The following is a 24,721-nucleotide window of genomic DNA, read 5'->3' as shown; positions in this document are numbered from 1 at the left end:
TGCCGGCTCAGCGGGGGATGAACAGTGGGGCGGCCTGCCGTTCCCGGTCCAGCCGGTCGAGGATCTGCCCGGTCGGGCCAGGCCGGCCGAAGTGCCAGCCCTGCGCGGCGTCACAGCCGATCGCCCGCAGCCGGTCGGCCTGGGCGGCCGTCTCCACCCCCTCGACGGTGACGGTCAGGTCCAGCGCGTGCGCCAGGGAGACCAGCGAGGCGAGGATCCGCTCGTCGGTGCGGGTCTTCGGGTCGGACGGGCAGCCCCGTAGCCCGGCGACGAAGTTCCCGGCGATCTTCAGCTCGGTCACCGGCAGGTCCCGCAGGTAGGCCAGGTTGGAGTAGCCGGTGCCGAAGTCGTCGATGGCGATCCGGACGCCCATGTCGGCCAGGGCGCGCAGCGCGTGCACCGGTTCCCCGGTGGTGCTCATCATGGCGCTCTCGGTGATCTCCAACTGGAGCCGTTCGGGCGGCAGCCCGGTGCGCTCCAGCACCTGGAGCACCTGCCGGACCAGGCCCGGCCGGTGCACCTGACGGACGGCCAGGTTGACGCTGACGAACGGCGCGGCCGGCCGCCCGCCGGCCGGCCAGTTCTCCGCCTCCCGGGCCGCGTCGGCCAGCACCCAGCCGCCGAGCGGCACGATCAGGCCGGTCTCCTCGGCGAGGCCGATGAACCGGTCCGGCCGCAGCTCACCCAGCTCGGGGTGCCGCCACCGGACCAGCGCCTCCACCCCGACCATGGTGCCGTCGCGCAGCGAGGTCAGCGGCTGGTAGTCGAGGTAGAACTCGCCCCGCTCCAACGCCGTCGGGATGGCCGCGGAGAGCGCGTACCGGGCCAGTTCCTGCTGGTTGCGGTCGGCGTCGAACAGCTCCCAGCGGGCCCCGCCGGCGGCCTTCGCCCAGTGCAGGGTGCTGTCGGCGGCCCGCATCAGGTCGCTCGGGGTGGTGCCGGCGACCGGCCGTTCCACGATGCCGACACTGGCCGACACGGTCAGCTCGTGCCCGTCCACCAGGGCCGGCCGGTCGATCGCCCGCAGCGCCGCCTCGGCGACCCGGACCACGTCGTCGGTGCAGCGGGTCCGCTCGACCAGGATCACGAACTCGTCGCCGCCGAGCCGGGCCACCAGGTGACCGCCGACGGCCTCGCGCAGCCGTCGGGCGACCGAGACCAGCAGCAGGTCGCCGACGTGGTGGCCGAGCGAGTCGTTGACCACCTTGAACCTGTCCAGGTCGAGGAAGCAGAGGCCGACCCGGTGGTCGGCGTGGCCCGGCCCGTGGATCGCCGCGGCCAGCCGCTCGGTGAACAGGGTGCGGTTCGGCAGGTCGGTGAGCGGATCGTGGGTGGCCTGGTGGCGGAAGCGGGCCTCGCTGTCCCGCAGCGCGCGTTCCGCCTGGGCGCGGGCCACCATCGCGGCCCGGCGCAGCGACTCCTGCGCGTCCAGGGTGCGGTCCCGCAGCGCGCGGGCGTACCCGGTGGCGACCGTCGCCAGCAGCCGGGCCATCCGGTCCTCGACCTCCTCGGCGACCAGCCCGAGGTCGTGCAGCAGCCGGAGCTGGATGACCTCGATGGTCCGGCCGAGCCCCTCGGCCGAGGCGATGTGCGCGGTGACCAGGTCGATGCCCACCTGGTGCCCGACCCGGGGGTCGAACGGCTCGGCCCGCAGCGCCGCGGCGAGCCGCTCGGTGAGCCCCTGGAGGAACATCTCCAGCTGCTCCTGGGTCACCGGCAGGTAGCTGGTGCCGGAGACCGCCTTGGCCCAGGCGCGGGCGAAGGAGCCGGGGCCGGGCCGGGACCCCGTCACCGGGGGCGGATCATCCACCGAGCCGCCCCACCCCGCCCAGGAAGCCCGACCGGGCGGCGTCCTCGGCCTGGTCCGGCGCGTCCGGTCGCCACTGCGGCACCCACACCAGGCCCGGCTCGACCAGCTCGAAGCCGGCGAACAGCGCGGACAACTCGGCCCGGTCGCGCAGCACGAGCGGATTGTCGGTGTTGCGGTAGACCCGTTCGGCGTCGCCCCGGGCGTCGCCGCCGAACTGGCCGTCGTCGCTGGCCTGGGAGAGCACCAGGTAGCTGCCGGGCGCGAGGGCCTCGCGCAGGGTGCGCAGCATCTCGACGGGACGGTCGTGGTCGGGGACGAAGTGCAGCACCGCCACGATCATCAGGGCGACCGGCTGGGAGAGGTCGAGCAGGGCACGCAGGTCGGGATGCGCCAGGATGTGCTCCGGGCGGCGGAAGTCCTCCTGGAGGACGGTGGCGCCGTCCTGGTGGGCGAGGATCTCCCGGCTGTGCGCGACCGCGACCGGGTCGACGTCCACGTAGACCACCCGGGAGTCCGGCGCGACCTGCCGGGCGATCTCGTGCACGTTGCCGACGGTGGGAATCCCCGAGCCGATGTCCAGGAACTGCCGGACGCCCGCCTCGGCGAGGAAGTGCACCGCCCGCCGCATGAAGGCCCGGTTCGCCTGGGCCATCAGCGGGGCCTCCGGCACGGCGGCCATCATCGCCGCGGCGGCGGCCCGGTCGGCGGCGAAGTTGTGCGAGCCGCCGAGGTAGTAGTCGTACATGCGGGCCACGCTGGGGCGCTCGACGTCGATGATGTCGGGTGCCCAGTCCGGTCGCATTGCCCTACCCCTTTGACAAGTACGCGAGAACGGTCGCCCCGTGGGCTACCCGCGTATTCTGCCCCTTGGTCGCCCGAGTGACCAGACCGCGCCAAATCGGATTCATCTGCTGCGCCGTCTGGAAGAAATCCGGCGCGGTACGGAACGCCGGAGGTTCGCGTCCCGGCCGGCAGCCGGGCGGGACGCGAACCTCCAGGTCGACGGTGCGGACGGATCAGAACTTGGGGGCGTCCGGGGCCTCCAGCAGACCCAACCGCAGGGCGGTCATCAGGGCCTGGGCCCGGTTGGCCGCGCCGAGCTTCTCGTACAGCTTCGAGATGTGCGTCTTGGCGGTGGACTCGCTGACGAAGAGCTGCTTGGCGATGCCGGCCACGCTCATCCCGTCGGCGAGCAGCCGCAGCACCTGGCCCTCGCGGGGGGAGAGCTGCGGGCCGGACGGGGCCAGCCGGCGCTTCATCGCCTCGGCCAGGTCGGCGGCGGTGAACGCGCTGGGGGAGGAGGCGGCGTGCCGGGCGGCGGCCACCACCTCGTCGGCCGGCGCGGTCTTCGGCACGAACGCGCTCGCGCCGGCCTCCAGCGCCCCGAACAGCTGGTCGTCGCCGGCGTACATGGTGAGCACGACGATGCCCATCGAGGCGCTGGACTTGCGCAGCGCCCGGGTGGCCTCCAGGCCGCTGCCGTCCGGCAGGCGCAGATCCATGATCACCACGTCGGGCTGGAGCGCGCCGGCCTGACGCACCCCCTCGGCGGCGGTGGCGGCCTCGCCGACGACCTCGAACTGCCGGTCCCGCTCGAAGGCGTGCCGCAGACCCTTACGGATCAGGTCATGATCGTCCACAAGGAGGACCTTGGTACGGGTGGCCGGTATCGGACTTGTGGTCATCCTCGGGTTACTCCCCTTCTCCTGCGCTCACGCTACCGCGCACGTTATCGCGTCGGGGCGAGGTGCCGAGAACCACGGCCACCGTCGTCCCGCTCGGTTGGCGCGGACGGATCTCCAACCGGCCCCGGATACGTTCCGCCCTCTCCGCCATGATCGCAAGGCCGTACCGACCGTCGGGCCGCTGGTCAGCGATGCCCTGACCATCATCCGACACTTCGATCTGGGCGTACGGGGGGTCCACCTCGCAGGTGACCCAGAGGTTCGCCGCGCCGGCGTGCTTGCGGGCGTTGGTCACCGCCTCCTGCGCGATGCGCAGCAGTTCCGCCTCGGTGGCGGCCGGCAGCCGGGCGGTCGACTCGTCCAGCGACAGGTGCACCCGCAGCCCGCCGGACGCCCCGACGGTGCGGGCGTACTCGGCGATCGCCGCGGCCAGCCCGCCGTGCCGGTCCACCTCGCTGCGCAGCTCGAACAGGCTCAGCCGCAGCTCCTGGATCACCCGGGTCACCTCGCCGCGCAACGTGCGCAGGCTCTCGGCGGTCTCCTCGGCGTCGTCGTGCACGGTGGCCAGGGCGTTGTCGATGCCGTAACCGACCATCACCAACTCCTGGGCCACCCCGTCGTGGATCTCCCGGGCCAGCCGCTGCCGTTCCTCGTTGGTGGCCAGCGAGCGCACCTCGTCGAAGAGCAGCGCGGCCTCCAACCGCAGCGCCGCCGGACGGGTCAGCGCGGTCACCCGCTCCACCACCGGGGCCGGGTACGCCTGCGCCACGTCCGCCTCCAGGGCCACCAGCCCGACGGTGCGGACCCCGGCGACCAGCGGGACGATCAGCGCCGAGACGTCGCCGCCCCGGTGCGAGCGGGCCTGCGAACGGTTCGCGGTCTGCGGCTGCTGGCTGGCCCACGCGTCGGCGATCGCCGAGTCGGCGTCGAGGGTGGTCTCCCAGTCGACCCGGTCCACGCCCACCTGGGCGAGCACCACCAGCCGGCCGCCGCCGCTGGCCGACAGCACCGCCGCCCGGTCGGCGCGGGTGACCGTACGCAGCTCCTCCAGCAGGTGCTCGGAGATGCCGCCCGGGTCCAGGGTCGCCCCGGGCAGTTGCCGGGCCACCCCGCGCAGCTGGGTGAGCAGCCGGGTCGCCTCGGCGTACGGCTGGGGCTTGCTCTCGGGGCGGACCGCCATCACCCGGTGCAGGGTGCTGGCCGCGTACAGCCCGAGCCCGGCCAGGATCAGCCACTGGGCGCAGACCACGAGGTAGCCGAGCTGGGTGATCTGCCGCTCCCCGTCGACCTGGGTGAGCGCCCCGCTGACCAGCAGGGTGGCCGCGGTGACCCCGAGCAGCGCCGCGCCCTCGGCGAACCGGCGGCGCAGCGCGGTCACGGTGACCGGTACGGCCAGGTACGGCAGCACCGCCGACGCGCCCATCCCGGCCATCGCCGCGCTGCTGCCGGCCGCGGCGACCTGGCTGGCGGCCAACCCCAGGACCACCACCTCGGCGGTCCGGCCGAGCGGGCCGAGCAGCCGGTCGGCCGGGGCGAGCAGGGTCGGCAACCCGGCCATCGCCAGCAGGGCGACCCAGCAGAGCTGGTCGACGTCCCGGGTACGGATCAGGATGAGGACGGCGACCAGCGCGAGCATGACCACGCGGGCGGTGGCGGCCAGCGGGCGGGGCCGGGGCCGGGCGGTGGAGGCGGACACGTGACGGATCGTAGTCAGCGCTCGTAGATGGCGGCGATCTCGGCCGCGTAGTTGCCGTGCACCACGTTGCGTTTGACCTTGAGCGAGGGGGTCAGCTCACCGCTGGCCTCGGTGAAGTCGCGGGGCAGGATCCGGAACACCTTGATCGCCTCGGCCTTCGACACCGCCTGGTTGGCGGTGTCCACCGCACGCTGGATCTCGGCCCGCAGCGCCTCGTTCTCCCGCAGCTCGTCGAGGGTGGCGGTGGCCGGCAGCCCGGCCGCCTCCCGCCACTTCGGCAGGGCCTCCTCGTCCAGGGTGACCAGCGCGGCGATGAACGGCTGCCGGTCGCCGACCACCACGCACTGGCTGACCAGCGGGTGCGCCCGGACCTGGTCCTCCAGCACCGCCGGGGCGACGTTCTTGCCGCCCGCGGTCACGATGATCTCCTTCTTCCGGCCGGTGATGCTCAGGAAGCCGTCGCTGTCCAGCCGGCCCAGGTCACCGGTGCGGAACCAGCCGTCCTCCAGCACCTCGGCGGTGGCCTGCTCGTTGTGCCAGTACTCCTGGAAGACCAGGTCACCGGCGATGAGGATCTCCCCGTCGTCGGCGATCCGGATGGTCACCCCGGGCAGCGGCCGGCCGACCGTGCCGATCCGGATCGCGTCCGGCAGGTTGGCGGCGGCGGCCGGGGAGGTCTCGGTGAGCCCGTACCCCTCCAGGATGGTCACGCCGATGCCCCGGAAGAAGTGCCCGAGCCGGGCGCCCAGCGGCGCGCCGCCGGAGATCGCGTCCCGGCACCGGCCGCCGAGGGCGGCCCGCAGCTTGCGGTAGACCAGCCGGTCGAAGACCGCGTGCTGCGCCCGTAGCCGCAGCCCCGGCCCGCCGGGGGTGTCCTGGGCCTCGCTCCAGGCCACCGCGACCGCCTCGGCCCGGTCGAAGATCCGGCCCTTGCCGTCGGCCTCGGCCTTCTGCCGGGCCCCGTTGTAGACCTTCTCGAAGACCCGGGGTACGGAGAGCACGAAGGTCGGCCGGAACTCCTGCAACTCGGCGACCAGGTTCTTCGTGTCGGCGCAGTGCGCCATGGTGGCCCGGGCGTGCACCACGCCGATCTGGATGAGCCGGGCGAAGGAGTGCGCCAGCGGCAGGAACAGCAGGGTCGACGCGCCGGGGCGGAAGAGGTTCGGCAGCACCGGCACCGCGTTGGCGATGTCGGCGTACATGTTGCGGTGGGTCAGCACGCAGCCCTTGGGGCGGCCGGTGGTGCCGCTGGTGTAGATGATGGTGGCGACGTCGTCGGCGCGGATCTCCTGCCGGCGGCGCTCGACCTCCCGCGGGTCGACCGGCGCGCCGAGGGCGACGAGTTCGTCCACCGCGCCGAGGTCGATCTGCCAGACCCGGTCCAGCTCGGGCAGCCGGTCGGTGACCCCGGCGACCAGGGTGGCGTGCGCGTTGGTCTCCACCACGCAGGCGACCGCCCCGGAGTCGGAGAGGATCCAGGCGGCCTGCTCGGCGCTGGAGGTCTCGTAGATCGGCACGGTCACCGCGCCGACCGACCAGATGGCGTAGTCGAACAGGGTCCACTCGTAGCGGGTCCGGCTCATCAGCCCGACCCGGGAACCCCGGGTGACACCGGCCGCGATCAGGCCGCGGGCCACCGCGACCACCTCGTCACGGAACTGGACGCAGGTGACGTCCGTCCAGGCCCGGACCGCGTCACCGGCAGCCGGGACCGGGCGGGCGAACTGCACCGCGTCGGGCGCCTTCTCGGCGTTCTCCCAGACCGGGTCGGTGAGGTTCGCCGCGTCACCGACGGTGACGACAGGCGGGACGGAGAACTCGCGCACCTGCACTCCTCGTGCTCGCACTGGCCTGGCCGGGGCCGTCGGCGCAGACGGACGGCCTCGTCGAAACCTACCCGCATCCCCTGCTGATCACATGGACCGGGTTGGCCGGGGGTGGAGCGGGGCGGGACGGGGCACGGCCGGGTAGCCTCCCCCCATGGCGGACTCCTCCACCCAGTCGATCACTGTCGGCGCGCCCCCGGAGCGGGTGGTCGCGGTCATCTGCGACTTCCCCCGTTACCCGGAGTGGACCGAGGCGGTGCGCCGGGTGGAGGTGCTCGAGGAGTACGAGGACGGCTACGCCAGTCAGGTCCGGTTCACCATCGACGCCGGGGTGATGGCCGACGAGTACGTGCTGGAGTACGCCTACGCCGAGGACCTCTCCCGGATCGAGTGGCACCTGGTCGCCCCGTCGCGGATGCAGCGCGCCCAGCGTGGCTCGTACGACGTGGTGGGCCACCCGGACGGCACCTCCACGGTGACCTACACCCTGGAGGTGGAACTCTCCGTCGGGATGCTCGGGATGTTCCGCCGCAAGGCCGAGAAGATGATCATGGACACCGCGTTGAAGCAGCTCAAGCACCGGGTAGAAGCACCCGGTGCGGCGCGCTGACCCGACCGGTCGCGGTGTCGCCACGGTAGAGGAGCCCACCATGGGAGGTACCGATCCGGGTTCGGCCCGGGAGGAGGCGGAACGGTTGGTCGCCACCGTGCTGGCCACCGCGCGGCTCGCCGCCGGCGGCCCGTCGGCCGGGCCGTGGGGTCCGCTCGGTGGGATCGTCGCGGGTGTCCTCGGTCACAGCACCCCGTCCGGCGGTGCCACCGGACCCGCCGGGGGCGGTTTCGCCACCGGTACGCCCGAATGCTGCGTCTGCCCCATCTGCCGGGCCATGGTCGCGCTACGCGACCCCAGTCCCGAGTTCGCCGAACGGCTGGCGACCGGCGCCGGTGACCTCGCCGCCGGGGTGGCGAGCCTGCTGCGGGCCTTCGCGCCCGACCCGACGACCCCCACCGCACCCACCCCCACACCCACCCCGCCACCCGCCGCTGATGATCAGGTGTGGCGCGAGGCCACCCGTACCGGGCATGATTCTCAGCCGGTACCCGAGCGGGACGTCTGGTCCGCCGCGACCCGGCAGGCGGACGCGGCGACCGCGTCCGTCGGCGAGCCACCCGTCGACGTCGCCGGGTCGGCCGGGTCGGACGCCGCGGTCCGGCCACCGGCCGCGCGTGGCGTGGTGCCGGCGTCGCGTACGCCCGACGGCGCGGACGGGGACGCGCCAGGCGACGGGGCCTGACCCACGACATCCCGACACCCACCGGCCACCGGGCCGGCGGCGCCGGGGGAGCACAGCAGAGGGGAGTGGCAGCGGTGACGCTGACCATCGGAGTCGACGTCGGTGGCACCAAGGTGGCCGGCGGTGTGGTCGACGACACCGGCCAGGTACTCGTGCAGGCCCGACGGGACACCCCCGCCGAGGACGTGGGCAAGACCCGGGACGTCATCATCGAGGTGGTCACCGAGCTGGCCGCCGGCCACCGGATCGACGCGGTCGGCATCGGCGCGGCCGGCTGGATCGACGCCACCCGCTCCACCGTGCTGTTCGCCCCCAACCTCGCCTGGCGGGACGAGCCGCTGCGGGCGTACGTCAGCGCCGCCGTCGGGCTGCCGGTGATCGTGGAGAACGACGGGAACGTGGCCGCCTGGGCGGAGTTCCGCTACGGCGCGGCCCGGCACGCCGACGACTCGATGGTCATGTTCACCATCGGCACCGGGGTCGGCGGCGGCATCGTCCTCGGCGGGGCCCTGGTCCGGGGCGCGCACGGCATCGCCGCCGAACTCGGCCACATGCTCACCGTCCCGGACGGCCACCAGTGCGGCTGCGGCCGGCTCGGCTGCATCGAGCAGTACGCCAGTGGCAACGCCCTGGTCCGGTTCGCCCGCGCCGGGGCCCGGCAGGAGCCGCAGCGGGCCACCGAACTGCTCCGGCTGGCCGGCGGGGACGCCGAGGCGATCACCGGTCCGATGGTCACCGCCGCCGCCCAGAGCGGCGACCCGGTCTCCTCCGAGGCGTTCGCCCAGATCGGCCGCTGGCTCGGCACCAGCCTCGCCGACATGGCGCAGATCCTCGACCCGCAGGTCCTCGTCGTCGGCGGGGGTGTGATCGAGGCCGGGGACCTGCTCCTCGGCCCCACCCGCCGGTCGTTCGCCGACGCGCTGGCCCAGCGCGGCCGGCTCCCGGTGGCCGAGGTACGCCCCGCCGAACTGGGCAACACCGCCGGCGTCATCGGTGCCGCCGACCTGGCCCGGCGGATCTAGTGGTGAAGCGCGAGGAGTGCAGCGCAGCGGAGCCCCGCAGTCGCGAACGGAAGGTGGCGTGGTGAAGCGCGAGGAGTGCAGCGCAGCGGAGCCCCGCAGTCGCGAACGGAAGGTGACACTGTGAGCATCGGGGGTGTGCCGCTGCGGGTGGTGTCGTACAACGTCCACGCCCAGCGGGACGACACGGCCACGCTGGCCGAGGTGGTCCGGGCCGCCCGCCCCGACGTGGTGATCGTGCAGGAAGGGCCGCGCCGGTTCCGCTGGCGGGCCAGGTGCGCCGCGCTGGCCGAGTCGTTCGGGCTGGTGGTCGGGGCCGGCGGGCTGCCCGCGCTGGGCAACCTGATCCTCACCAATCTGCGGGTGCGGGTGGCGGACACGTACTGCGAACGGTTCCCGCTCACCCCCGGCCGGCACCTGCGCGGCGCGGCGTTCGCCGAGTGCGTGGTCGGCGGGGCCCGGTTCGTGGTGGCCGGCTCGCACCTCGCCACCGACCCGACCGAACGTCCCGGGCAGGCGGAGCTGCTCCGCAAGGAGATCGAGTCGGCCCGCTGGCCGGTGATCGTCGGCGCGGACCTCAACGAGGGGCCGGGCGGGGCGGCCTGGCGGACCATCGCGGACGGGCTCACCGACACCGCGGTCGCCGCCGACCGGGCCGACCGGCTCACCTACTCGTGCGCCAACCCGAGCCGCCGGATCGACGCCATCTTCGTCGATCCCCGGATCACCGTGGTCGACTACGACGTGGTGGACACCCCGCAGACCCGGCGGGCCAGCGACCACTTCCCGGTCCTGGTCGACCTGCTGCTACCGGTGACCGACTGACCGGACGCCGGGTCGGACTGGACAAACACTCTCCGAAGTGGAGAGGATGCGGCGGCGACCCGGCACGCGTGCGCGTACCCCCCCAAGGAGAGATACCCGGTGTCCATCTCCACCGACCACGGCGGCCCCGACGACGCGCCGGCCACGTCCGCTCTCGGCTCCGACGGCCGCCCGGTCTCCGACCGGGGTGACACGGTCTGCGTGATCGGCGCCGGGGCGAGCGGGCTGACCGCGGTGAAGAACCTCCGGGAGCACGGCTTCGGCGTCGACTGCTACGAACGGGAGACCGGCGTCGGCGGGGCGTGGAACTGGCGGCACGACCGCAGCCCGGTCTACGCCAGCACCCACCTGATCTCGTCCCGGCCGTTCACCCAGTTCCCGGACTTCCCCATGCCCGACTCCTGGCCGGACTACCCGCACCACAGCCAGCTCCTGTCGTACTTCGAGCGGTACGCCGACCACTTCGACCTGCGCCAGCACATCTGGTTCGGCACCGAGGTGGTCCGGGTCGAGCCGGTCGAGGGGGACCGCTGGGACGTCACCACCCGCAGCACCGGCGGGTACGGCCCGGAACGCACCTCCCGGTACGCCGCGGTGGTCGTCGCCAACGGGCACAACTGGTCCCCGAAGCTGCCCGGGTACGAGGGGCTGGACGGGTTCCGGGGCGAGACCATCCACGCCTCCGCGTACCAGGACCCGGCGCAGTTGCGCGGCAAGCGGGTGCTGGTGGTGGGGGCCGGCAACACCGGCTGCGACATCGCGGTGGAGGCCGCCCAGCAGGCGGCGGCGTGCTGGCACTCCACCCGGCGTGGCTACTGGTACGCCCCGAAGTATGTGCTGGGCCGCCCCGCCGACCAGGTCAACGACCTGCTGCTGTGGCTGCGGGTGCCCCGGCGGGTCCGGCAGTGGCTCTACCACCGGACGATGCGGCTGACCGTCGGCGACCTGACCCGGTTCGGGCTGCCGGCACCGGACCACCGGGTCTACGAGACGCACCCGATCGCCAACAGCCAGCTCGTCTACTACGTCGGGCACGGCGCGATCACCCCGGTGCCGGACGTGCGACGCTTCCACCCGTACGGGGTGGAGCTGACCGACGGCCGGGAGATCGAACCAGACCTGGTGGTGTTCGCCACCGGCTACCTGCCCCGGTTCGAGTTCCTGGACCCGCGACTGGTCGGCGACGACGCCGGGGAGGGCCGACCCACCCTCTACCTGAACGCCTTCCCGAAGGGGTACCCGACGCTCGCGGTGGTCGGCCTGGTCCAGCCGGACTCGGGCCTGTTCCCCATCTCGCACTGGCAGTCGGTGCTGGTCGCCCGGCTGCTGACGCTGCGGCAGGACCGTCCGGAGCGGGCGGCGGCGTTCGCCGCGAAGGTCGCCTCGGCCGCCGGGGAACGCTACTCGGGGCGGGTGAAGGACAGCAGCCGGCACTGGTTCGAGGTGGGGCACGTCGACTACCTGCGCGCTGTGCAACGCGCCCTGAACGACCTGGAGGCCACCAAATGACGGCGGGACGGCTGCGGATCATGCGGGGGCGGGAGTGGGCCCGACCGGTCCGGCCGGCCCGGCGGGAGGTGCTCAGCGTCCTGCCGGAGCTGGAGCAGGGGCGTCCACCGCTGCTGTTCGTGCCCGGCTTCGGGCACGGGGCGTGGGCGTTCGCCGAGCACTGGCTGGAACACGCGGCGTCCCGGGGCTTCCCGGCGTACGCGGTCAGTCTGCGCGGGCACGGCGGCAGCGAACCGGCGCCGGACGCGTCGCTGCGCGCGTACGTGCACGACGTGACCCAGGTGGCGGCGGAGCTGCCCCGGCAGGCGGTGCTGGTGGGGCACGGCGCGGGGGCGCTGGTGGTGGCGCACGCCCTGGCCCGTTACCCGGCGCGGGCCGCGGTGCTGGTGGCCCCGGTGTTCGGTGGCTGGTCGGCGCTCGGTGCTGCGGTGCGCCGCAACCCGGTGGGCACGCTCCCGGCGCTGTGGGGTGGCCGGCTGCGGTTGAACCGGCGGCAGTTGTTCAGCGCCGAGCTGCCGGACGCCGCCGCGCGGGCCCATCTGGCCCGGCTCGGCCGGGCCGGGCGGCGCGCCCAGTGGCGGCTGCTCTTTCCGGGTGGCCTGGAGCCGGCGGTGGGTCGGCCGCCGGTGCTGGTGCTGGGCAGCCCGGACGACCGGGTGGTGCCGGCGGCGGCGCTGACCCGGGTGGCCCGGCGGTACGGTTCGGCCCCGCTGCTCTTTCCCGGCATGGGGCACGACGTGATGCTCGACGCGCGGTGGCGGGAGCCGGTCGACGCGCTGCTCGACTGGCTGGTCAAGGAACCGGCTCCCGCCGTCGCGGCACTCAGCCGCTGATCAGGCCGCGCCGCAGCACACCGCGCCGCGTCACGATCAGTCGCTGATCATGCTGCGGAGCAGGGATCCGCTGTCGTCCAGCGCGCCGAGGTAGGAGCGCACCCAGGAGCGGATGTCGTAGCGGTGCAGGTGTTCACGCATGGCCCGCATCCGGGCCGTGGTGTCCCGTGGGTCGGCCTCCAGGGCGGTCAGCAGCATCTGCTTGAGCCCTTCCAGGTCGTGCGGGTTGACCAGGTACGCCTGGGACAGCTCGGCCGCCGCCCCGGCGAACTCGCTGAGCAGCAGGGCCCCGGTGTCGTCGACCCGGGCGGCGACGTACTCCTTGGCGACCAGGTTCATCCCGTCGCGCAGCGGGGTCACCGCCATCACGTCGGCGATCCGGTACAGCGCGGCCAGTTCGGCCCGGTCGAAGGGTTGGGTGAGGTAGTGGATGGCGGGTTCGCCGACCCGCCCGAACTCGCCGTTGATCCGGCCGACCTCGCGTTCGACCCGGTCCCGGAGGATCTGGTACTGCCCGACCCGTTCCCGGCTGGGCACGGCGACCTGCACCAGCACCGTGTCGCGTACCTTCACGTGCCCGTCGGCGATCAGTTCGCTGTACGCCTTGAGCCGCTGCTCGATGCCCTTGGTGTAGTCCATCCGGTCCACGCTGAGGATCACGTGGTCCGGGTCGCCGAGGTCGTGGCGGAGCCGGTCGGCGCGGGCCGCCACGTCCGGCCGGGCGGCCAGCGCGGCCATCTCGGCGGTGTCGATGGCGACCGGGAACGCCCCGACCCGTACCGTCCGGCCGTCCACCTCGACCTGCCGGTCGGTGGCGGGGATCCCGAACAGCTTCGACACCAGTTGGGCGAAGTTGTGCGCGGCCTGGGCCCGCTGGAAGCCGATCAGGTCCGCGCCGAGCATGCCGCGCAGCAGTTCGGCCCGGCGGGGGAGCTGCATGAACAGCTCCGGCGGCGGGAACGGCACGTGCAGGAAGAACCCGATCCGCAGGTCGGGCCGGAGTTCCCGGAGCAGGGCGGGTACCAGTTGCAGGTGGTAGTCCTGCACCCAGACCACGCCGCCGTGGTCGGTCACCTCGGCGGCGGCCTCGGCGAACCGTCGGTTGACCCGCTGGTACGCCTCCCACCAGCGCCGGTGGTGTTCGGGTTGCTCGACCGCGTCGTGGTACAGCGGCCAGAGGGTCGCGTTCGCGAAGCCCTCGTAGTGGTCCCGGAAGTCCTCGGGGGTCAGCGGAACGGTGTGCATCCGTACCCCGTCGACGTCGGGCAGGTCGGGGGCGGGGCCGGTCCCGCCGGCCCAGCCCACCCAGGTCGCCGGGGTGTGTTGCAGCAACGGGTGCAGGGCGCTCATCAGTCCGCCGGGGCTGCGGCGCCACTCGCATGCGCCGTCGGGTGCCACGCTGTCGTCGATGGGCAGGCGGTTGGCCACCACCACGAGAGAGCTCTGTCGCATCTCGGTCATTCCGATCTGCAGAGGCATGACCACCCCGCGCAGGAACGAACCGGGCAGTCAGCGAGGGAAGTGACGTTACAGCGGTATTCCTACTGACAGTAAGTTACACCACTGTTACTTCTCCCGCGTGGGGTGGTGAGCGTCCCGACATCCGGACGGCTCGATGTCCGGCCCGGGAGGGCCAGCCGGTCGGGGCCGGTCCGACCCAGGAGTGCCGGCCGGTTCAGACCACCGCGCCGTCGTCCGGGTCGTGGTCCTCCGGGTCGCCGGGCCGCAGCCGCCAGATCAGCGTGACGAACCCGGCCAGGATGCCGGTGAAGCCGAGCAGGGTCACCACCGCGCGGTCCACCGGCAGCACCGACGGGAAGAGGAACAGCACGAACCCGACCACGATCGCCAGCACACCGGCCACGGCGTACTTGGAGACCGGCGGCAGCGGCGGCGGTGGCGGCGGGGTGTAGCCCTCCTCGTCGGGGCCGTCGGGCAGGTGCGCGCCGAAGGTGTCCAGCCCGTCCAGGAGCGAGGGCTCGTCGGTGCGCCGACCGAGCGAGACACCCGAGACGTCGGTGGCCGAGGTGAGCGGGCGTACCCCGGTCGCGGTGGGGCCGCCGCCCTCGTCCGGGCGGCCGAGCGCGGCACCGGACGGCTCCGGCGGGTCGTCGACCTCCTCGGCGGCCGGCCAGGGGTTGGGGCCGGCGGTCGGGCCACGGTGGAAACCGGCCACGATCCGGGCCCACTCGGCCTCGACGTCGGGCTCGCCGGGCCGGGTCGGCCCACTGACGCCCTCGTCGGAGAGCTGGGTGAGGTAGTCCCGGGCGGTGGTCAGATGGGAGCGGTCCACGTAGAGCCGGTCGACCGGCCGGGACGGCACGGTGGTCGTCCGGGTCACCGGATTCAGGTCGGCCGACGGCTGGAGGTAGGCGGCGATGCCGCCGGCGGCGAGCACGTCGAGCAGGTGCTCACCGACGCGTGGATCCACGTCGCCCGCGACGGCGTACTCGCTCGCATCGAGCCCGTTGTCCCGCCGTCCCCGGCGTGCCCCACCCGCTGACACCGGCGTCCTCCTCCGCGCACCTCGACGGTGCAGGTCCTCCGGCGCCCCCGCCCGCACGCCGTGTCCTGAATCGTGACACGTCCACACCCGGTTCCGGGAGTGCGTTGTGGCGCGTTGCCCAAAGTCGACCCCGCTCCCGCAGGTCGCAGCCCGGACCGTTTGTCCGTTCTTGCGGAAAGTGCCAGCATGCGGCCGGGGCAGCCGGCGGCGTGGCCGGGCCGGCCGGCGGCGCAGCCGGGGTGCCGACGGTGCGGCCGGCGGCCCGGTCGGGTCAGCCGGCGGCGCGGTCCGGTGCCAGCATGCGGCCGGGTCGGCCGGTGGTGTGACCCAACCGTCCCCGTCCGTACCGGGGCGGGCGTTGTGACGCGTGGCTTCCGGTTCGTAGGCTCACAGCCGACAGGTCGTGGGCCACACCGGGCCGACGCTTCCGTCCGCACCGGCCGCCCGGCGGCGCCGTCGCGGACCCCTCGGGAAGGACAGCGGTGCTGTACTGGCTGATGAAGTACGTCATCCTCGGACCCTGGCTGAGGCTGATCTTCCGACCGCGGGTCGAGGGGTTCGCGCACCTGCCCCCCACCGGGCCGGTGATCCTGGCCAGCAACCACCTCTCCTTCTCGGACTCGATCTTCCTGCCGCTGATCGTGCCCCGGAAGGTCACCTTCGTCGCCAAGGCCGAGTACTTCAGCGGCACGGGGATCAAGGGGTGGCTGACCCGGATGTTCTTCGTCGGCACCGGCACCCTGCCGATCGACCGGTCCGGCGGGCGGGCCGCCCAGGCGGCCCTGGACGCGCAACTGGCGGTACTGCGGGCCGGCGGCGTGGCGGGCATCTACCCGGAGGGCACCCGGTCGCCCGACGGCCGGCTCTACCGGGGCAAGACCGGGGTGGCCCGACTGGCCCTGGAGAGCGGGGCACCGGTCGTGCCGGTGGTGATGCTCAACCTCGACGAGATCCAGCCCCCGGGCAAGCTCGTCCCCCGGGTCGCCCAGGTGCGGATCCGCTTCGGCGCGCCCCTGGACTTCTCCCGGTACACCGGTCTGGGCGGTGACCGGTTCGTCGAGCGGGCCATCACCGACGAGATCATGTACGAGCTGATGGAGCTGTCCGGCCGGGAGTACGTCGACATCTACGCCCAGAAGGTGAAGAACCAGCAGCCGGCCCCACTGGCCGCCTGAACCCACCGGGCCGGGCGGGTCCAGACGACCGAGGAGAACGTCACGAGGTCAGGGCCGGGGAGAACGTCACGAGGTCAGGGCCGGGGAGAACCTCACGAGGCCAGGGTGGGCCAGGAGCGGGCGGACCGCGCCGGGTCACCGAGGCGGAGCAGCCCCGGCGCCCGGTTACGCAGGGCGAACGCGCGTACCTCGGCCAGCACGGTCGCCGCGCCGGCCGGATCGTCGGCCCGCTCCAGCTCCCGCCCGGCCAACGCCAGCGCCACCATCCGGTCGGTCACCGCCGGGATCCGCCCGTACAGCTCGGCGGCGGCACCGTAGAGCTGCCCGGCCCGGCCATGGTCGCCGTCGGTCGCGGCCAGCGCGGCGGTGACGGTCTGCACCGCGGCCTCGGTCCACGGGGTGCGGTGCGGTGCGCGGTCCAGGATGCCGCGTACCCGAACGGCCGCGTCCCGGCTGGTGAGCACCGCCGCGTACGCCGCCGCGGCGATCCACTCGCCGCTGACCAGCGCCGGCACCGCCGACCACGACTCGTCCAGCTCGGCCAGCAGCTCGCCCGCCTCACCGGTACGCCCCTGGAGGGCCCGGCAGAGCGCGCTGATGCCCAGCGTGGTCCAGTGCAGCCGCCGGAACCCGCTGCGCCGGGCGGTGTCCAACGCGTCGCTGACGTCGTCGGTCGACCGGGACTCTGCACGGCCACCCGCCCCCACCGCGGTCAGCACCGGCGGCGGCCCGGGTGACCGGCCGCTCCGGTCGCCCGGCACCGGCTCGTCCCGCAGGATCCGCAGGCAGGCACGCAACCCCCGGACCTGGATGTCCCACCGGCCGGTCGGAGTGTCCACGAACGCGTCGGCGGCGGCCAGCAGGGCACCGAAGTCGCCCTCGAAGTAGGCCCGCATCGCCTCCCCGGAGTAGCCGGTGGTCAGCCCGGGGGAACCGGACAGCTTCGCCGACTGAATCTGCAACTCGTGGGACCGCACCCAGTCGCCCTCCTCGCAGACCACGTATGCGAGGTTCTGCATCGCCCGGGGCAGGGCCAGCATCCGGCCGGCGCGGGCCACCTCGAACGCGGCGTGCAGCTCGTCCACCCCGGTCCGGTCCCCGGCCTGGTAGCGGGCGGTGGCGACGGTGATCTGCGCGCCGACCCGGGCCTCGGCCAGCCCCAGCCGTTCGGCGATCCCGGCGGCGGTGCCGGCCGCCGCGACCGCCTCGGCGCTCTCGTTGGCGAGCATGTGCAGCCGGCCCAGCTCGGCGTACGCGTCGGCCTTCTGCTCGCTGTCCGGCAACCCTTCGAACAGTTGCACCGCCCGCGCCAGCCGCCCCAACGCGGTGTCCCGGTCGGCCTGCATCCACGCGGCCCGGCCCAGCAGCGTCCAGGCCCGTGCGGCGCGCCCGACGTCGCCGTGGGTGTGGAGCCGGTCGGCCAGCGTGGTCAGCGTCGCCGTGCCCCCGGCGTCGAGGAACACCGTACCGTCCCGGAAGAACCTGATCTCCGCGTCGAGCAGCTCCAACCGGAGCCGGTCCGCCGGGTCGGCGTCACCGGCCAGCCCGAGCGCCCGGCCCGCGTGGTGGGCCGCCGCGTCCAGGGCGTGCAGCGCGTACGCCCGCCGGGCCGCCCGGTGCAGCGCCGTCCGGGCCGCCGGAGCGTACCGGCGGGTGTCCAGGTTGAGGGTCCGGGCGATCTCGTGCGCCGCCCAGCGGTGGTTGGCGAGCACCTCGGCCAGGTCGGTGTCCCGACCCCGGGACAGCGCGTCGATCCAGTCGGCGGTCCGCTCGTGCCGGGCGACCCGTTCGGTGCGGGGCAGCCGCTGGTAGCAGACGTCCCGGACCAGGACGTGCCGGAACTGGTACTCGGCCTGACCGGCCATGGTGGAGCCGGGCTGCTCGACGACGAAGTCCCGCTGCCCGAGCCGGCGCAGCGCCCGCTCGACCGCCTCCACCGGCTGCCCCAGCGCGGCGGCCACCGCCCCCGGCCAGAACTGGGTGCCGACCACCGCGGCGGCGAGCAGCACCGCCCGGTCGGCCGGGTCGAGCAGGTCCACCCGGTTGGCGATCACCGCGTGGACGTTGTCCGGGATCGGTAGCGCGCCCTGCTTCTGCAACGACCAGCCCCGACCGGACTGGCGCAGGAAACCCTGCTCGATCAGCATCCGGACGTACTCGTGGGCGTAGAGCGGGTTGCCGTCGGCGACCTCCACCAGCGGGTTGAGCAGGTCGGGGGAGAAGGCCGACTGGCCGAACAGGTGCGCGTACAGCGAGGTGATCCCGCTGGGCCGCAACGGGGGCAGGGTGACGGTCAACGAGCCGGCTATCGTCCCCGCCCAGGTGGGGTCACGGTTGATCAGCTCGGGCCGGGCGGTGCAGAGCACCAGCAGCGGCACGTCCCGCGCGGACGCGCCGAGCAGTTCGATCAGCCGCAGCATCTTCTCGTCGGCCCAGTGCAGGTCCTCGAAGACCAGCACGGTGGGCCGGCGGACGGCGAGGGCGAGCAGGAACCGCCGCCAGGCCGACTGGGTCTCCTCGGCCGGCAGCGTCGGCCCGGGCAGGCCCACCAGCGGCCGCAGCGCGTCGACCAGCCGGTCCGCCTCGCCCGGCCCGACCAGGTCGGCCACGGCGGCCTGGAGCCGGGGCGCGGCGGCGGTGGCCGGATCGGTGTCCAGGATGCCGGCCTCGCCCTTGACGATGTCCGCCAGCGCGGCGAAGGTGACGTTCTCGCCGAACGGCGGGCACCGGCCGGTACGCCAGGTCAGCGCGGCGTCGGTGGCGGCGCTGGTGCGGGTGTGCCGGTACAGCTCCCGCACCAGGCGGCTCTTGCCGATGCCGGCCCGCCCGAAGACGGTCACCAGTTGCGGCGTCCGGTCCCGGGTGGCCCGGTCGAGGGCGGTGACCAGCAGACCCAGCTCGTGTTCCCGGTCGATCAGCGGGGTGGTGTCGGGTTCCCGGTCGGGTGGGCGCTGCCGGGTCGTGCCGACGGCCAACCACACCTCGCTGGGGGCGGAGCGGCCCTTCAGGGTGACCGCGGGCTGCGGTTCGTAGCGGATCGCGCCCCGGGTGAGCGCGTACGTGGTGCCGCAGACCAGGACGCCGCCCGGTGGGGCCACCGACTGCATCCGGGACGCGGTGTTGACCACGTCCCCGGCGACGATGGCCTGCCCGCCGTGGTGGGCGGCGGCCACGTCGACCAGCGCCTCGCCGGTCGCCACCCCGACCCGGAAGCGCAGGTCGTCGGTGCCGTCCGGGGCGAACCGGGTGAGTACCCGTTGCAGTTCCAGGCCGGCCCGGACGCAGCGCAGCGCGTCCGTCTCGGTCGCCACCGGCGCGCCGAACAGCGCCATCACCGCGTCCCCGATGTACTTCTCCACCACGCCGCCGTACTGGCCGATCACCCGGCGGGCGGCGGAGAAGAAGCCGGTCTGCAGGCCCCGGACCAGTTCCGGGTCGGCCCGTTCCACGTACGGGGTGAAGTCGATCAGGTCGACGAAGAGCACGCTGACCCGGCGGCGGTCCTCCTGCCGGGGCGGGGGCGTGGGCGCGGTGACCGTACCCGGTCCACGGGCCCGGCCGCAGCCGGTGCAGAAGGCCGCGTCCGCGGCGAGCTGCCGGTCGCAGTGTGCGCAGGTGGGGGCCAGTTCCGCGCCGCAGCCGCCGCAGAAGCGGTCGTCGGGCGCGGTGGGTCGGCCGCACTGGACACAGTGGGCGGCGATGCCAACCTCCCGGAGACGATTCCGAGCTGACGAACCGGCCGGCGGCGCGCCGGCACGGCGGTGACCGAATGTGGCCGTCGACGGTCCCGTGGGCCGTCACGGTCAGTATCCCGGTAACTGGCTGCTGTCGGGTACCCGCCTGTTGGCTTACGGACAGCCTCTTTGTAGCCGGTAACCGCTACATTCAGTCAGCCCAGATTCGATCACACAGGGGGAGAATTCCATGGTGTACGTCCGGCTGAACGCGGAGTGGACCGACGGCGACGGCGTGGTCCACGACGCGGGGGACACTGTCGACGTGGACGCGGTGACCCTGGCCGACCTCCAGGCCCAGGGCATCGTGACCGACCCCACCAAGTCCGACGCCGGTACCGAGTGGGTGGGTCCGACCAGCGACAAGCCCTGATCGACGCACCCGGGTCCCGCGCACCGCACCCCGGTGCGCGGGCCGTCGTCGTACCGGGGTGGTGGGCCGGCCGCGCCGGTCGACTGCGGGCCCGGCGGTCGGCCGGGCCCGGTGCCGGAGGGTCAGCGGTCGGCCATGCCGGCCCGGCGGCGCAGCGCCGCCACGTCGGTGACCACGATCCGGCGTCCCTCGGTCCGCAGCCAGCCCCGGCTGGCGAACGAGCCGATCGCCTGGTTGACGCTCTGCCGCGAACCGCCGGCCATCTCCGCCAACTGGGACTGGTTCAGCTCAATGGTGATCATCGGGGCCTGGCTCTCGCCGGCCAGCCGGACCAGCGTCTTCGCCACCCGGCCCGGCAGGTCCAAAAAAACGTGGTCGGCGTTCTGCTCGGTCAGCCGGCGGATCAACGCGCCGAGCGAGCGCATCACCGCGTCGAGGATGCGCGGGTTGGAGTGCACCAGCTCCATGAAGGCCGGTCGGGACAGCGCCAGGGCGCTGCAGTCCTCGATCGCCTCGGCCGACGCGGACCGGGTGGAGGCGTCCAGCAGCGAGACCTCGCCGAGCACGTCCGGCGGTCGGATCACCGACAGGACGGCGCGTTCCCCGGTGGGGGCGGTCCGGAAGACGGCCACCGCGCCGCGCCGCAGCACGATCAGGGACTCGCCGGGGTCGTTCTCGACGAAGAGCAGCTGCCCCTTGCGGTAGGTGCGGGGCACCGCCGCGGCGATGACCCGTTGCCGGACCTCCGGCTCGAGGCCGGCGAACATCTCGACTCCCGTGAGCGCGTCACCCGGCTCCGGCAGGCGCATTTCCACGGGCGCAACCCCTCCCCGGTCAAGGACCACAACTCGCAGCCGGGTGAACCTGACAGCCCCCGGTCTGCGAGGTGAACTGACACCGGTTCGGCGTCCGGTAGCGGTACACATCAGATCATGACGCCCCGGTCGCTTGCTGTACACCCCTGAAAACACTTCCGTGACAATCCTGAGCTGCGGCGGATCGCGTGGTTGACGTGCGGATCCGTGTCGCGGTCGGCCCCGGCCCGTCACCGTACGTGTCGGACCGGTTGTCCGTCGCCCCGCCCGTCGACGGGTCGGGGTGGTAGGCGAGGATGACCGGGATGGTCTACCGCTACTTCTACGACTGCGAGTTCATCGAGGACGGCCGCACCATCGATCTGGTGTCGATCGGCGTCGTCGACGAGTACGGCCGCGAGTTCTACGCGGTCTCCACCGAGTTCGACGACTCCCGGGCGGTGCCCTGGGTACGCCGCAACGTCCTCGACAAGCTGCCCTCGCCCGCCGACCGGGCCTGGCGCTCCCGGGAGCGGATCCGCGACGACCTGCTGGAGTTCCTGGTCGAGCCGGTGCGGGGCCGGCCGGACGAGCAGATCGAACTCTGGGCCTGGTACGCCGCCTACGACCACGTGGTGCTGGCCCAGCTCTGGGGTTCGATGATCACCCTGCCCCGGGAGATCCCCCGGTTCACCAAGGAGCTGCGTCAGCTCTGGGACGACCGGGGCCGTCCGGCGCTGCCGACCGCCGAGGCCGCCCGGCACGACGCGCTGGTCGACGCCCGGCACAATCTCGCCCGGTGGCGGGCGATGACCGGCGACTGACCGTCCCCGGACCCTCGTGCCGACGTCGAGGTTTGACCGGTTCTGTCCGGGGCACCGGTTCGGCGTCGGACCGAGGCAGGGTGGGGGGCTCCCGGTTCGGCGTCAACCGACGCGAGGGAGTTTCCGTCATGAGTGGTGAGTCGACCACGGACGCCGACGCGCGGCGCCGGGTCACCGACCTCGTCCGCGACGCGCGGATCTGCATGCTGACCACGATCGGGGTCGACGGCCGTCAGCTCAGCCGTCCGATGGCCCTGCAGGAGGCCGACTTCGACGGCGACCTGTGGTTCTTCGCCTACGCCGACTCCGCGAAGATCCGGCAGATCCGGGTCAACCCGGAGGTCAACGTCGCCTTCAGCGACCAGCGCCGGCACTCCTGGGTCTCGGTCTCCGGCACCGCCCGGGAGGGCTGGGACCGGGACCGGGCCGAGCGGCTCTGGCACCCGCTGCTGCGGACCTGGTTCCCGGACGGGCTGGACACCCCCGGGCTGACCCTGCTGCGGGTGCACGCCAGCTCGGCCGAGTACTGGGACTCGCCCAGCAGCACCGTGGTCACCCTGATCGGGTTGGCGCGGGCGGCGGTGACCGGGCGTCCGCCGGCTCCCGGCGAGAACCGGGCGGTCAGTTACCAGCGGCCGTCCGGTACGTGAACGGCACCGGGGCGCGCTGTCGGGGCGGGACCGTGGGCGACTACAGTGCGCTGTGACGGCCCGCCCCGGGCCGGCAACGGCGCCGACGGTCTGATCCGACCCATATCCTGGGGCTTTAGTTGGGCTACCCGAGGCTCCAGGAGGATGAGCAGATCATGCGTATCGGCGTGCTCACCGGCGGTGGCGACTGCCCCGGTCTCAACGCGGTGATCCGGGCGGTGGTCCGCAAGGGCGTCGCCAGCTACGGCCACGAGTTCGTGGGCTTCCGGGACGGCTGGAAGGGCCCGCTGGAGGGCCTGTCCCGTCCGCTGGGCATCGCGGAGGTCCGCGGCATCCTGCCCCGGGGCGGCACCATCCTCGGTTCGTCCCGCACCAACCCGTTCAAGATCGAGAACGGCGTCGAGCGGATCAAGCAGAACCTCGCCGACCAGGGCGTGGACGCGCTGATCGCGATCGGCGGCGAGGACACCCTCGGGGTCGCCACCAAGCTGCACGAGCTGGACGTCAAGGTCGTCGGCGTACCGAAGACCATCGACAACGACCTGGGTGCCACCGACTACACCTTCGGCTTCGACACCGCCGTCAACATCGCCATGGAGGCGATCGACCGGCTGCACACCACCGCGGAGAGCCACCACCGCACCCTGGTCGTCGAGGTGATGGGCCGGCACGCCGGCTGGATCGCCCTGCACGCCGGCCTGGCCGGTGGCGCCAACGTGATCCTGCTGCCGGAGCGGCAGTTCGACGTCGAGCAGGTCGCCGGCTACGTCGAGAAGCGCTTCCAGCACCAGTACGCCCCGATCGTGGTGGTCGCCGAGGGCGCGCAGCCGCTGGACGGCCAGATGGTCCTGCACAACCAGGAGCTGGACGCCTTCGGGCACGTCCGGCTCGGTGGCATCGGCCAGTGGCTGGCCGAGCAGCTCGAGGCGAAGACCGGCAAGGAGGCCCGGACCGTCGTCCTCGGCCACATCCAGCGCGGCGGCACCCCGACCGCGTTCGACCGGGTGCTCGCCACCCGCCTCGGCCTCCAGGCGATCGACGCCGCGCACGAGGGCGACTGGGGCAAGATGGTCGCCATGCAGAGCACGGACATCGTCCGCGTCCCGCTGGCCGAGGCCACCCGCGAGCTGAAGACCGTGCCGCTGGAGCGGTACGCCGAGGCCGAGGTCTTCTTCGGTAGCTGATCCGGTGCCCGGTGGCGCGGCGACCCGTCCGGTCCGCCGCGCCACCGGACAGACCGCAACGAAAGGTACGGCGTAATGGCGGGCGAGGTGCACACGGTCGCGGTGATCGGGGCCGGCAAGATCGGTGAGCTGATGCTCTCCGGGCTGCTCCGGTCGGGCTGGCCGGTGGACCGGCTGCTCGCCACCGCGCGCCGCCGGGAGCGGGCCGTGGAGATCGCCACCCGGTACGGCGTGCGCGTGGTCGACAACGTCACCGCCGTGCAGGAGGCGGAGGTGCTGGCCGTCTCGGTGAAGCCGCAGGACGCCGGCGTGCTGCTGGACGAGATCGGCCCCAAGGTGCCCGCCGACAAGCTGGTGATCTCGCTCTGCGCCGGCCTGCCCACCAGTTTCTTCAGCCGGCGGCTGCCGCCGGGCACCCCGGTCGTCCGGGTGATGACCAACACCCCGGCCCTGGTCGACCAGGCGATGACCGCCATCTCGGCCGGCGCGCACGCCACCGGGGAGCACCTCACCCTGGCCGAGGAGATGTTCAAGCCGCTGGGTGCGACGATCCGGGTGCCCGAGTCGCAGCAGGACGCGGTGACCGCCCTGTCCGGCTCCGGGCCGGCCTACTTCTACCTGCTGGTCGAGGCCATGATCGACGCGGGGATCCTGCTCGGCCTGCCCCGCCAGGTGGCCCACGAGCTGATCGTGCAGACCGCCATCGGGTCGGCGGTGATGCTGCGTGACTCCGGCGAGCACCCGGTCAAGCTCCGCGAGGCGGTCACCTCGCCCGCCGGTACCACCATCTCCGCCGTCCGCGAGCTGGAGAAGCACGGCGTACGGGCGGCGCTCCTCGCGGCCCTGGAGGCGGCCCGGGACCGGGCCCGCGAGCTGGCCGCCCAGGCCACCTGACCGGCGCTTCCCAGCCTGCCTGAGGTTGCTTCCCGGCCTGCCCGACGGCGCTTGCCGATCGGTCCGATGACGCGCGTCGGCGCGTGCCT

21 protein-coding genes are annotated in these 24,721 nt (G+C 73.5%); 12 read left to right on the top strand and 9 right to left on the bottom strand.

Translation table 11 applies throughout. The annotated features are described in order from the left end of the window. Nucleotides 1-7 precede the first annotated feature (7 nt). The 5 genes from PVK37_RS28910 to PVK37_RS28890 all read right to left on the bottom strand — a co-directional run bounded on the left by PVK37_RS28910 (nucleotide 8) and on the right by PVK37_RS28890 (nucleotide 7,017). On the bottom strand, nucleotides 8-1,810 hold the full coding sequence (locus PVK37_RS28910) for a putative bifunctional diguanylate cyclase/phosphodiesterase (RefSeq protein WP_275030976.1): 1,803 nt from the start codon (nucleotides 1,808-1,810) through the stop codon (nucleotides 8-10). Next, complete coding sequence (locus tag PVK37_RS28905) at nucleotides 1,803-2,612, bottom strand: SAM-dependent methyltransferase (protein ID WP_275030975.1); 810 nt, start codon at nucleotides 2,610-2,612, stop codon at nucleotides 1,803-1,805. The genes PVK37_RS28910 and PVK37_RS28905 overlap by 8 nt, the downstream gene beginning before the upstream one ends. A 214-nt stretch (nucleotides 2,613-2,826) precedes the next feature. Next, on the bottom strand, nucleotides 2,827-3,495 hold the full coding sequence (locus PVK37_RS28900; RefSeq protein WP_030337723.1) for a response regulator transcription factor: 669 nt from the start codon (nucleotides 3,493-3,495) through the stop codon (nucleotides 2,827-2,829). 7 nt (nucleotides 3,496-3,502) lie between these two features. Beyond that, a complete protein-coding gene (locus PVK37_RS28895; protein WP_275030974.1) occupies nucleotides 3,503-5,191 on the bottom strand; it encodes a sensor histidine kinase in 1,689 nt (562 codons plus the stop codon). Between the two features lie 14 nt (nucleotides 5,192-5,205). After that, entirely contained in the window at nucleotides 5,206-7,017 is a 1,812-nt protein-coding gene (locus PVK37_RS28890) for an AMP-dependent synthetase/ligase (RefSeq protein WP_275030973.1), read from the bottom strand. A gap of 154 nt (nucleotides 7,018-7,171) precedes the next feature. On the opposite strand from PVK37_RS28890, the gene PVK37_RS28885 reads away from it, so the two are divergent. From PVK37_RS28885 to PVK37_RS28860, 6 genes are all read left to right on the top strand, one after another. Next, nucleotides 7,172-7,627 carry an SRPBCC family protein gene (locus PVK37_RS28885; protein WP_275030972.1) on the top strand — a complete coding sequence of 152 codons (456 nt, stop codon included), beginning with the start codon at nucleotides 7,172-7,174 and terminating at the stop codon, nucleotides 7,625-7,627. Between the two features lie 40 nt (nucleotides 7,628-7,667). Next, a complete protein-coding gene (locus PVK37_RS28880; protein ID WP_275030971.1) occupies nucleotides 7,668-8,312 on the top strand; it encodes a hypothetical protein in 645 nt (214 codons plus the stop codon). 65 nt (nucleotides 8,313-8,377) lie between these two features. Then, nucleotides 8,378-9,334: an ROK family glucokinase gene (locus PVK37_RS28875; RefSeq protein ID WP_275030970.1), complete on the top strand. Its 957-nt coding sequence runs from the start codon at nucleotides 8,378-8,380 to the stop codon at nucleotides 9,332-9,334. Nucleotides 9,335-9,454: 120 nt separating this feature from the next. Next, complete coding sequence (locus PVK37_RS28870) at nucleotides 9,455-10,156, top strand: endonuclease/exonuclease/phosphatase family protein (RefSeq protein WP_275030969.1); 702 nt, start codon at nucleotides 9,455-9,457, stop codon at nucleotides 10,154-10,156. A gap of 99 nt (nucleotides 10,157-10,255) precedes the next feature. Continuing rightward, on the top strand, nucleotides 10,256-11,665 hold the full coding sequence (locus PVK37_RS28865) for a flavin-containing monooxygenase (protein ID WP_275030968.1): 1,410 nt from the start codon (nucleotides 10,256-10,258) through the stop codon (nucleotides 11,663-11,665). After that, on the top strand, nucleotides 11,662-12,498 hold the full coding sequence (locus PVK37_RS28860) for an alpha/beta hydrolase (protein WP_275030967.1): 837 nt from the start codon (nucleotides 11,662-11,664) through the stop codon (nucleotides 12,496-12,498). Before PVK37_RS28865 ends, PVK37_RS28860 begins: the two co-directional genes overlap by 4 nt. 36 nt (nucleotides 12,499-12,534) lie before the next feature. Here PVK37_RS28860 and PVK37_RS28855 read toward each other — a convergent pair whose 3' ends face one another. Beyond that, complete coding sequence (locus tag PVK37_RS28855; protein WP_275030966.1) at nucleotides 12,535-13,950, bottom strand: alpha,alpha-trehalose-phosphate synthase (UDP-forming); 1,416 nt, start codon at nucleotides 13,948-13,950, stop codon at nucleotides 12,535-12,537. A gap of 223 nt (nucleotides 13,951-14,173) precedes the next feature. Then, a complete protein-coding gene (locus PVK37_RS28850; RefSeq protein WP_275030965.1) occupies nucleotides 14,174-15,004 on the bottom strand; it encodes a DUF308 domain-containing protein in 831 nt (276 codons plus the stop codon). 482 nt (nucleotides 15,005-15,486) lie between these two features. On the opposite strand from PVK37_RS28850, the gene PVK37_RS28845 reads away from it, so the two are divergent. Further along, nucleotides 15,487-16,179, top strand: coding sequence for a lysophospholipid acyltransferase family protein (locus tag PVK37_RS28845; protein WP_275030964.1), 693 nt, complete (start codon nucleotides 15,487-15,489; stop codon nucleotides 16,177-16,179). A 92-nt stretch (nucleotides 16,180-16,271) separates the two neighbouring features. Here PVK37_RS28845 and PVK37_RS28840 read toward each other — a convergent pair whose 3' ends face one another. Continuing rightward, nucleotides 16,272-19,880, bottom strand: coding sequence for an adenylate/guanylate cyclase domain-containing protein (locus tag PVK37_RS28840; protein ID WP_275035266.1), 3,609 nt, complete (start codon nucleotides 19,878-19,880; stop codon nucleotides 16,272-16,274). A gap of 223 nt (nucleotides 19,881-20,103) precedes the next feature. Between PVK37_RS28840 and PVK37_RS28835 the strand changes: the two genes are divergently transcribed. Continuing rightward, the gene (locus PVK37_RS28835) at nucleotides 20,104-20,286 is read left to right on the top strand and encodes a hypothetical protein (RefSeq protein WP_275030963.1); all 183 of its coding nucleotides are present in this window, start codon (nucleotides 20,104-20,106) and stop codon (nucleotides 20,284-20,286) included. Nucleotides 20,287-20,408: 122 nt separating this feature from the next. Here PVK37_RS28835 and PVK37_RS28830 read toward each other — a convergent pair whose 3' ends face one another. Beyond that, nucleotides 20,409-21,101, bottom strand: a complete 693-nt coding sequence (locus PVK37_RS28830; protein ID WP_091459794.1) for a Crp/Fnr family transcriptional regulator — start codon at nucleotides 21,099-21,101, stop codon at nucleotides 20,409-20,411. Between the two features lie 305 nt (nucleotides 21,102-21,406). Here PVK37_RS28830 and PVK37_RS28825 point away from each other — a divergent pair, with 305 nt between their 5' ends. The 4 genes from PVK37_RS28825 (at nucleotide 21,407) to proC (ending at nucleotide 24,632) form a co-directional block, all read left to right on the top strand. Beyond that, nucleotides 21,407-21,904, top strand: coding sequence for a polyadenylate-specific 3'-exoribonuclease AS (locus tag PVK37_RS28825; RefSeq protein ID WP_275035265.1), 498 nt, complete (start codon nucleotides 21,407-21,409; stop codon nucleotides 21,902-21,904). A 128-nt stretch (nucleotides 21,905-22,032) separates the two neighbouring features. After that, nucleotides 22,033-22,554: a pyridoxamine 5'-phosphate oxidase family protein gene (locus tag PVK37_RS28820; RefSeq protein WP_275030962.1), complete on the top strand. Its 522-nt coding sequence runs from the start codon at nucleotides 22,033-22,035 to the stop codon at nucleotides 22,552-22,554. 155 nt (nucleotides 22,555-22,709) lie between these two features. Continuing rightward, nucleotides 22,710-23,738 carry a 6-phosphofructokinase gene (locus PVK37_RS28815; protein WP_275030961.1) on the top strand — a complete coding sequence of 343 codons (1,029 nt, stop codon included), beginning with the start codon at nucleotides 22,710-22,712 and terminating at the stop codon, nucleotides 23,736-23,738. A 75-nt stretch (nucleotides 23,739-23,813) separates the two neighbouring features. Beyond that, on the top strand, nucleotides 23,814-24,632 hold the full coding sequence (proC, locus tag PVK37_RS28810; RefSeq protein WP_275030960.1) for a pyrroline-5-carboxylate reductase: 819 nt from the start codon (nucleotides 23,814-23,816) through the stop codon (nucleotides 24,630-24,632). The last annotated feature ends 89 nt before the right edge of the window (nucleotides 24,633-24,721 follow it).

Origin of the sequence: Micromonospora cathayae (genome assembly GCF_028993575.1) — a bacterium.
In the GTDB taxonomy this organism is placed as follows: Bacteria; Actinomycetota; Actinomycetes; order Mycobacteriales; family Micromonosporaceae; genus Micromonospora; species Micromonospora cathayae.
This window is presented reverse-complemented; position numbering and strand designations above follow the sequence as displayed.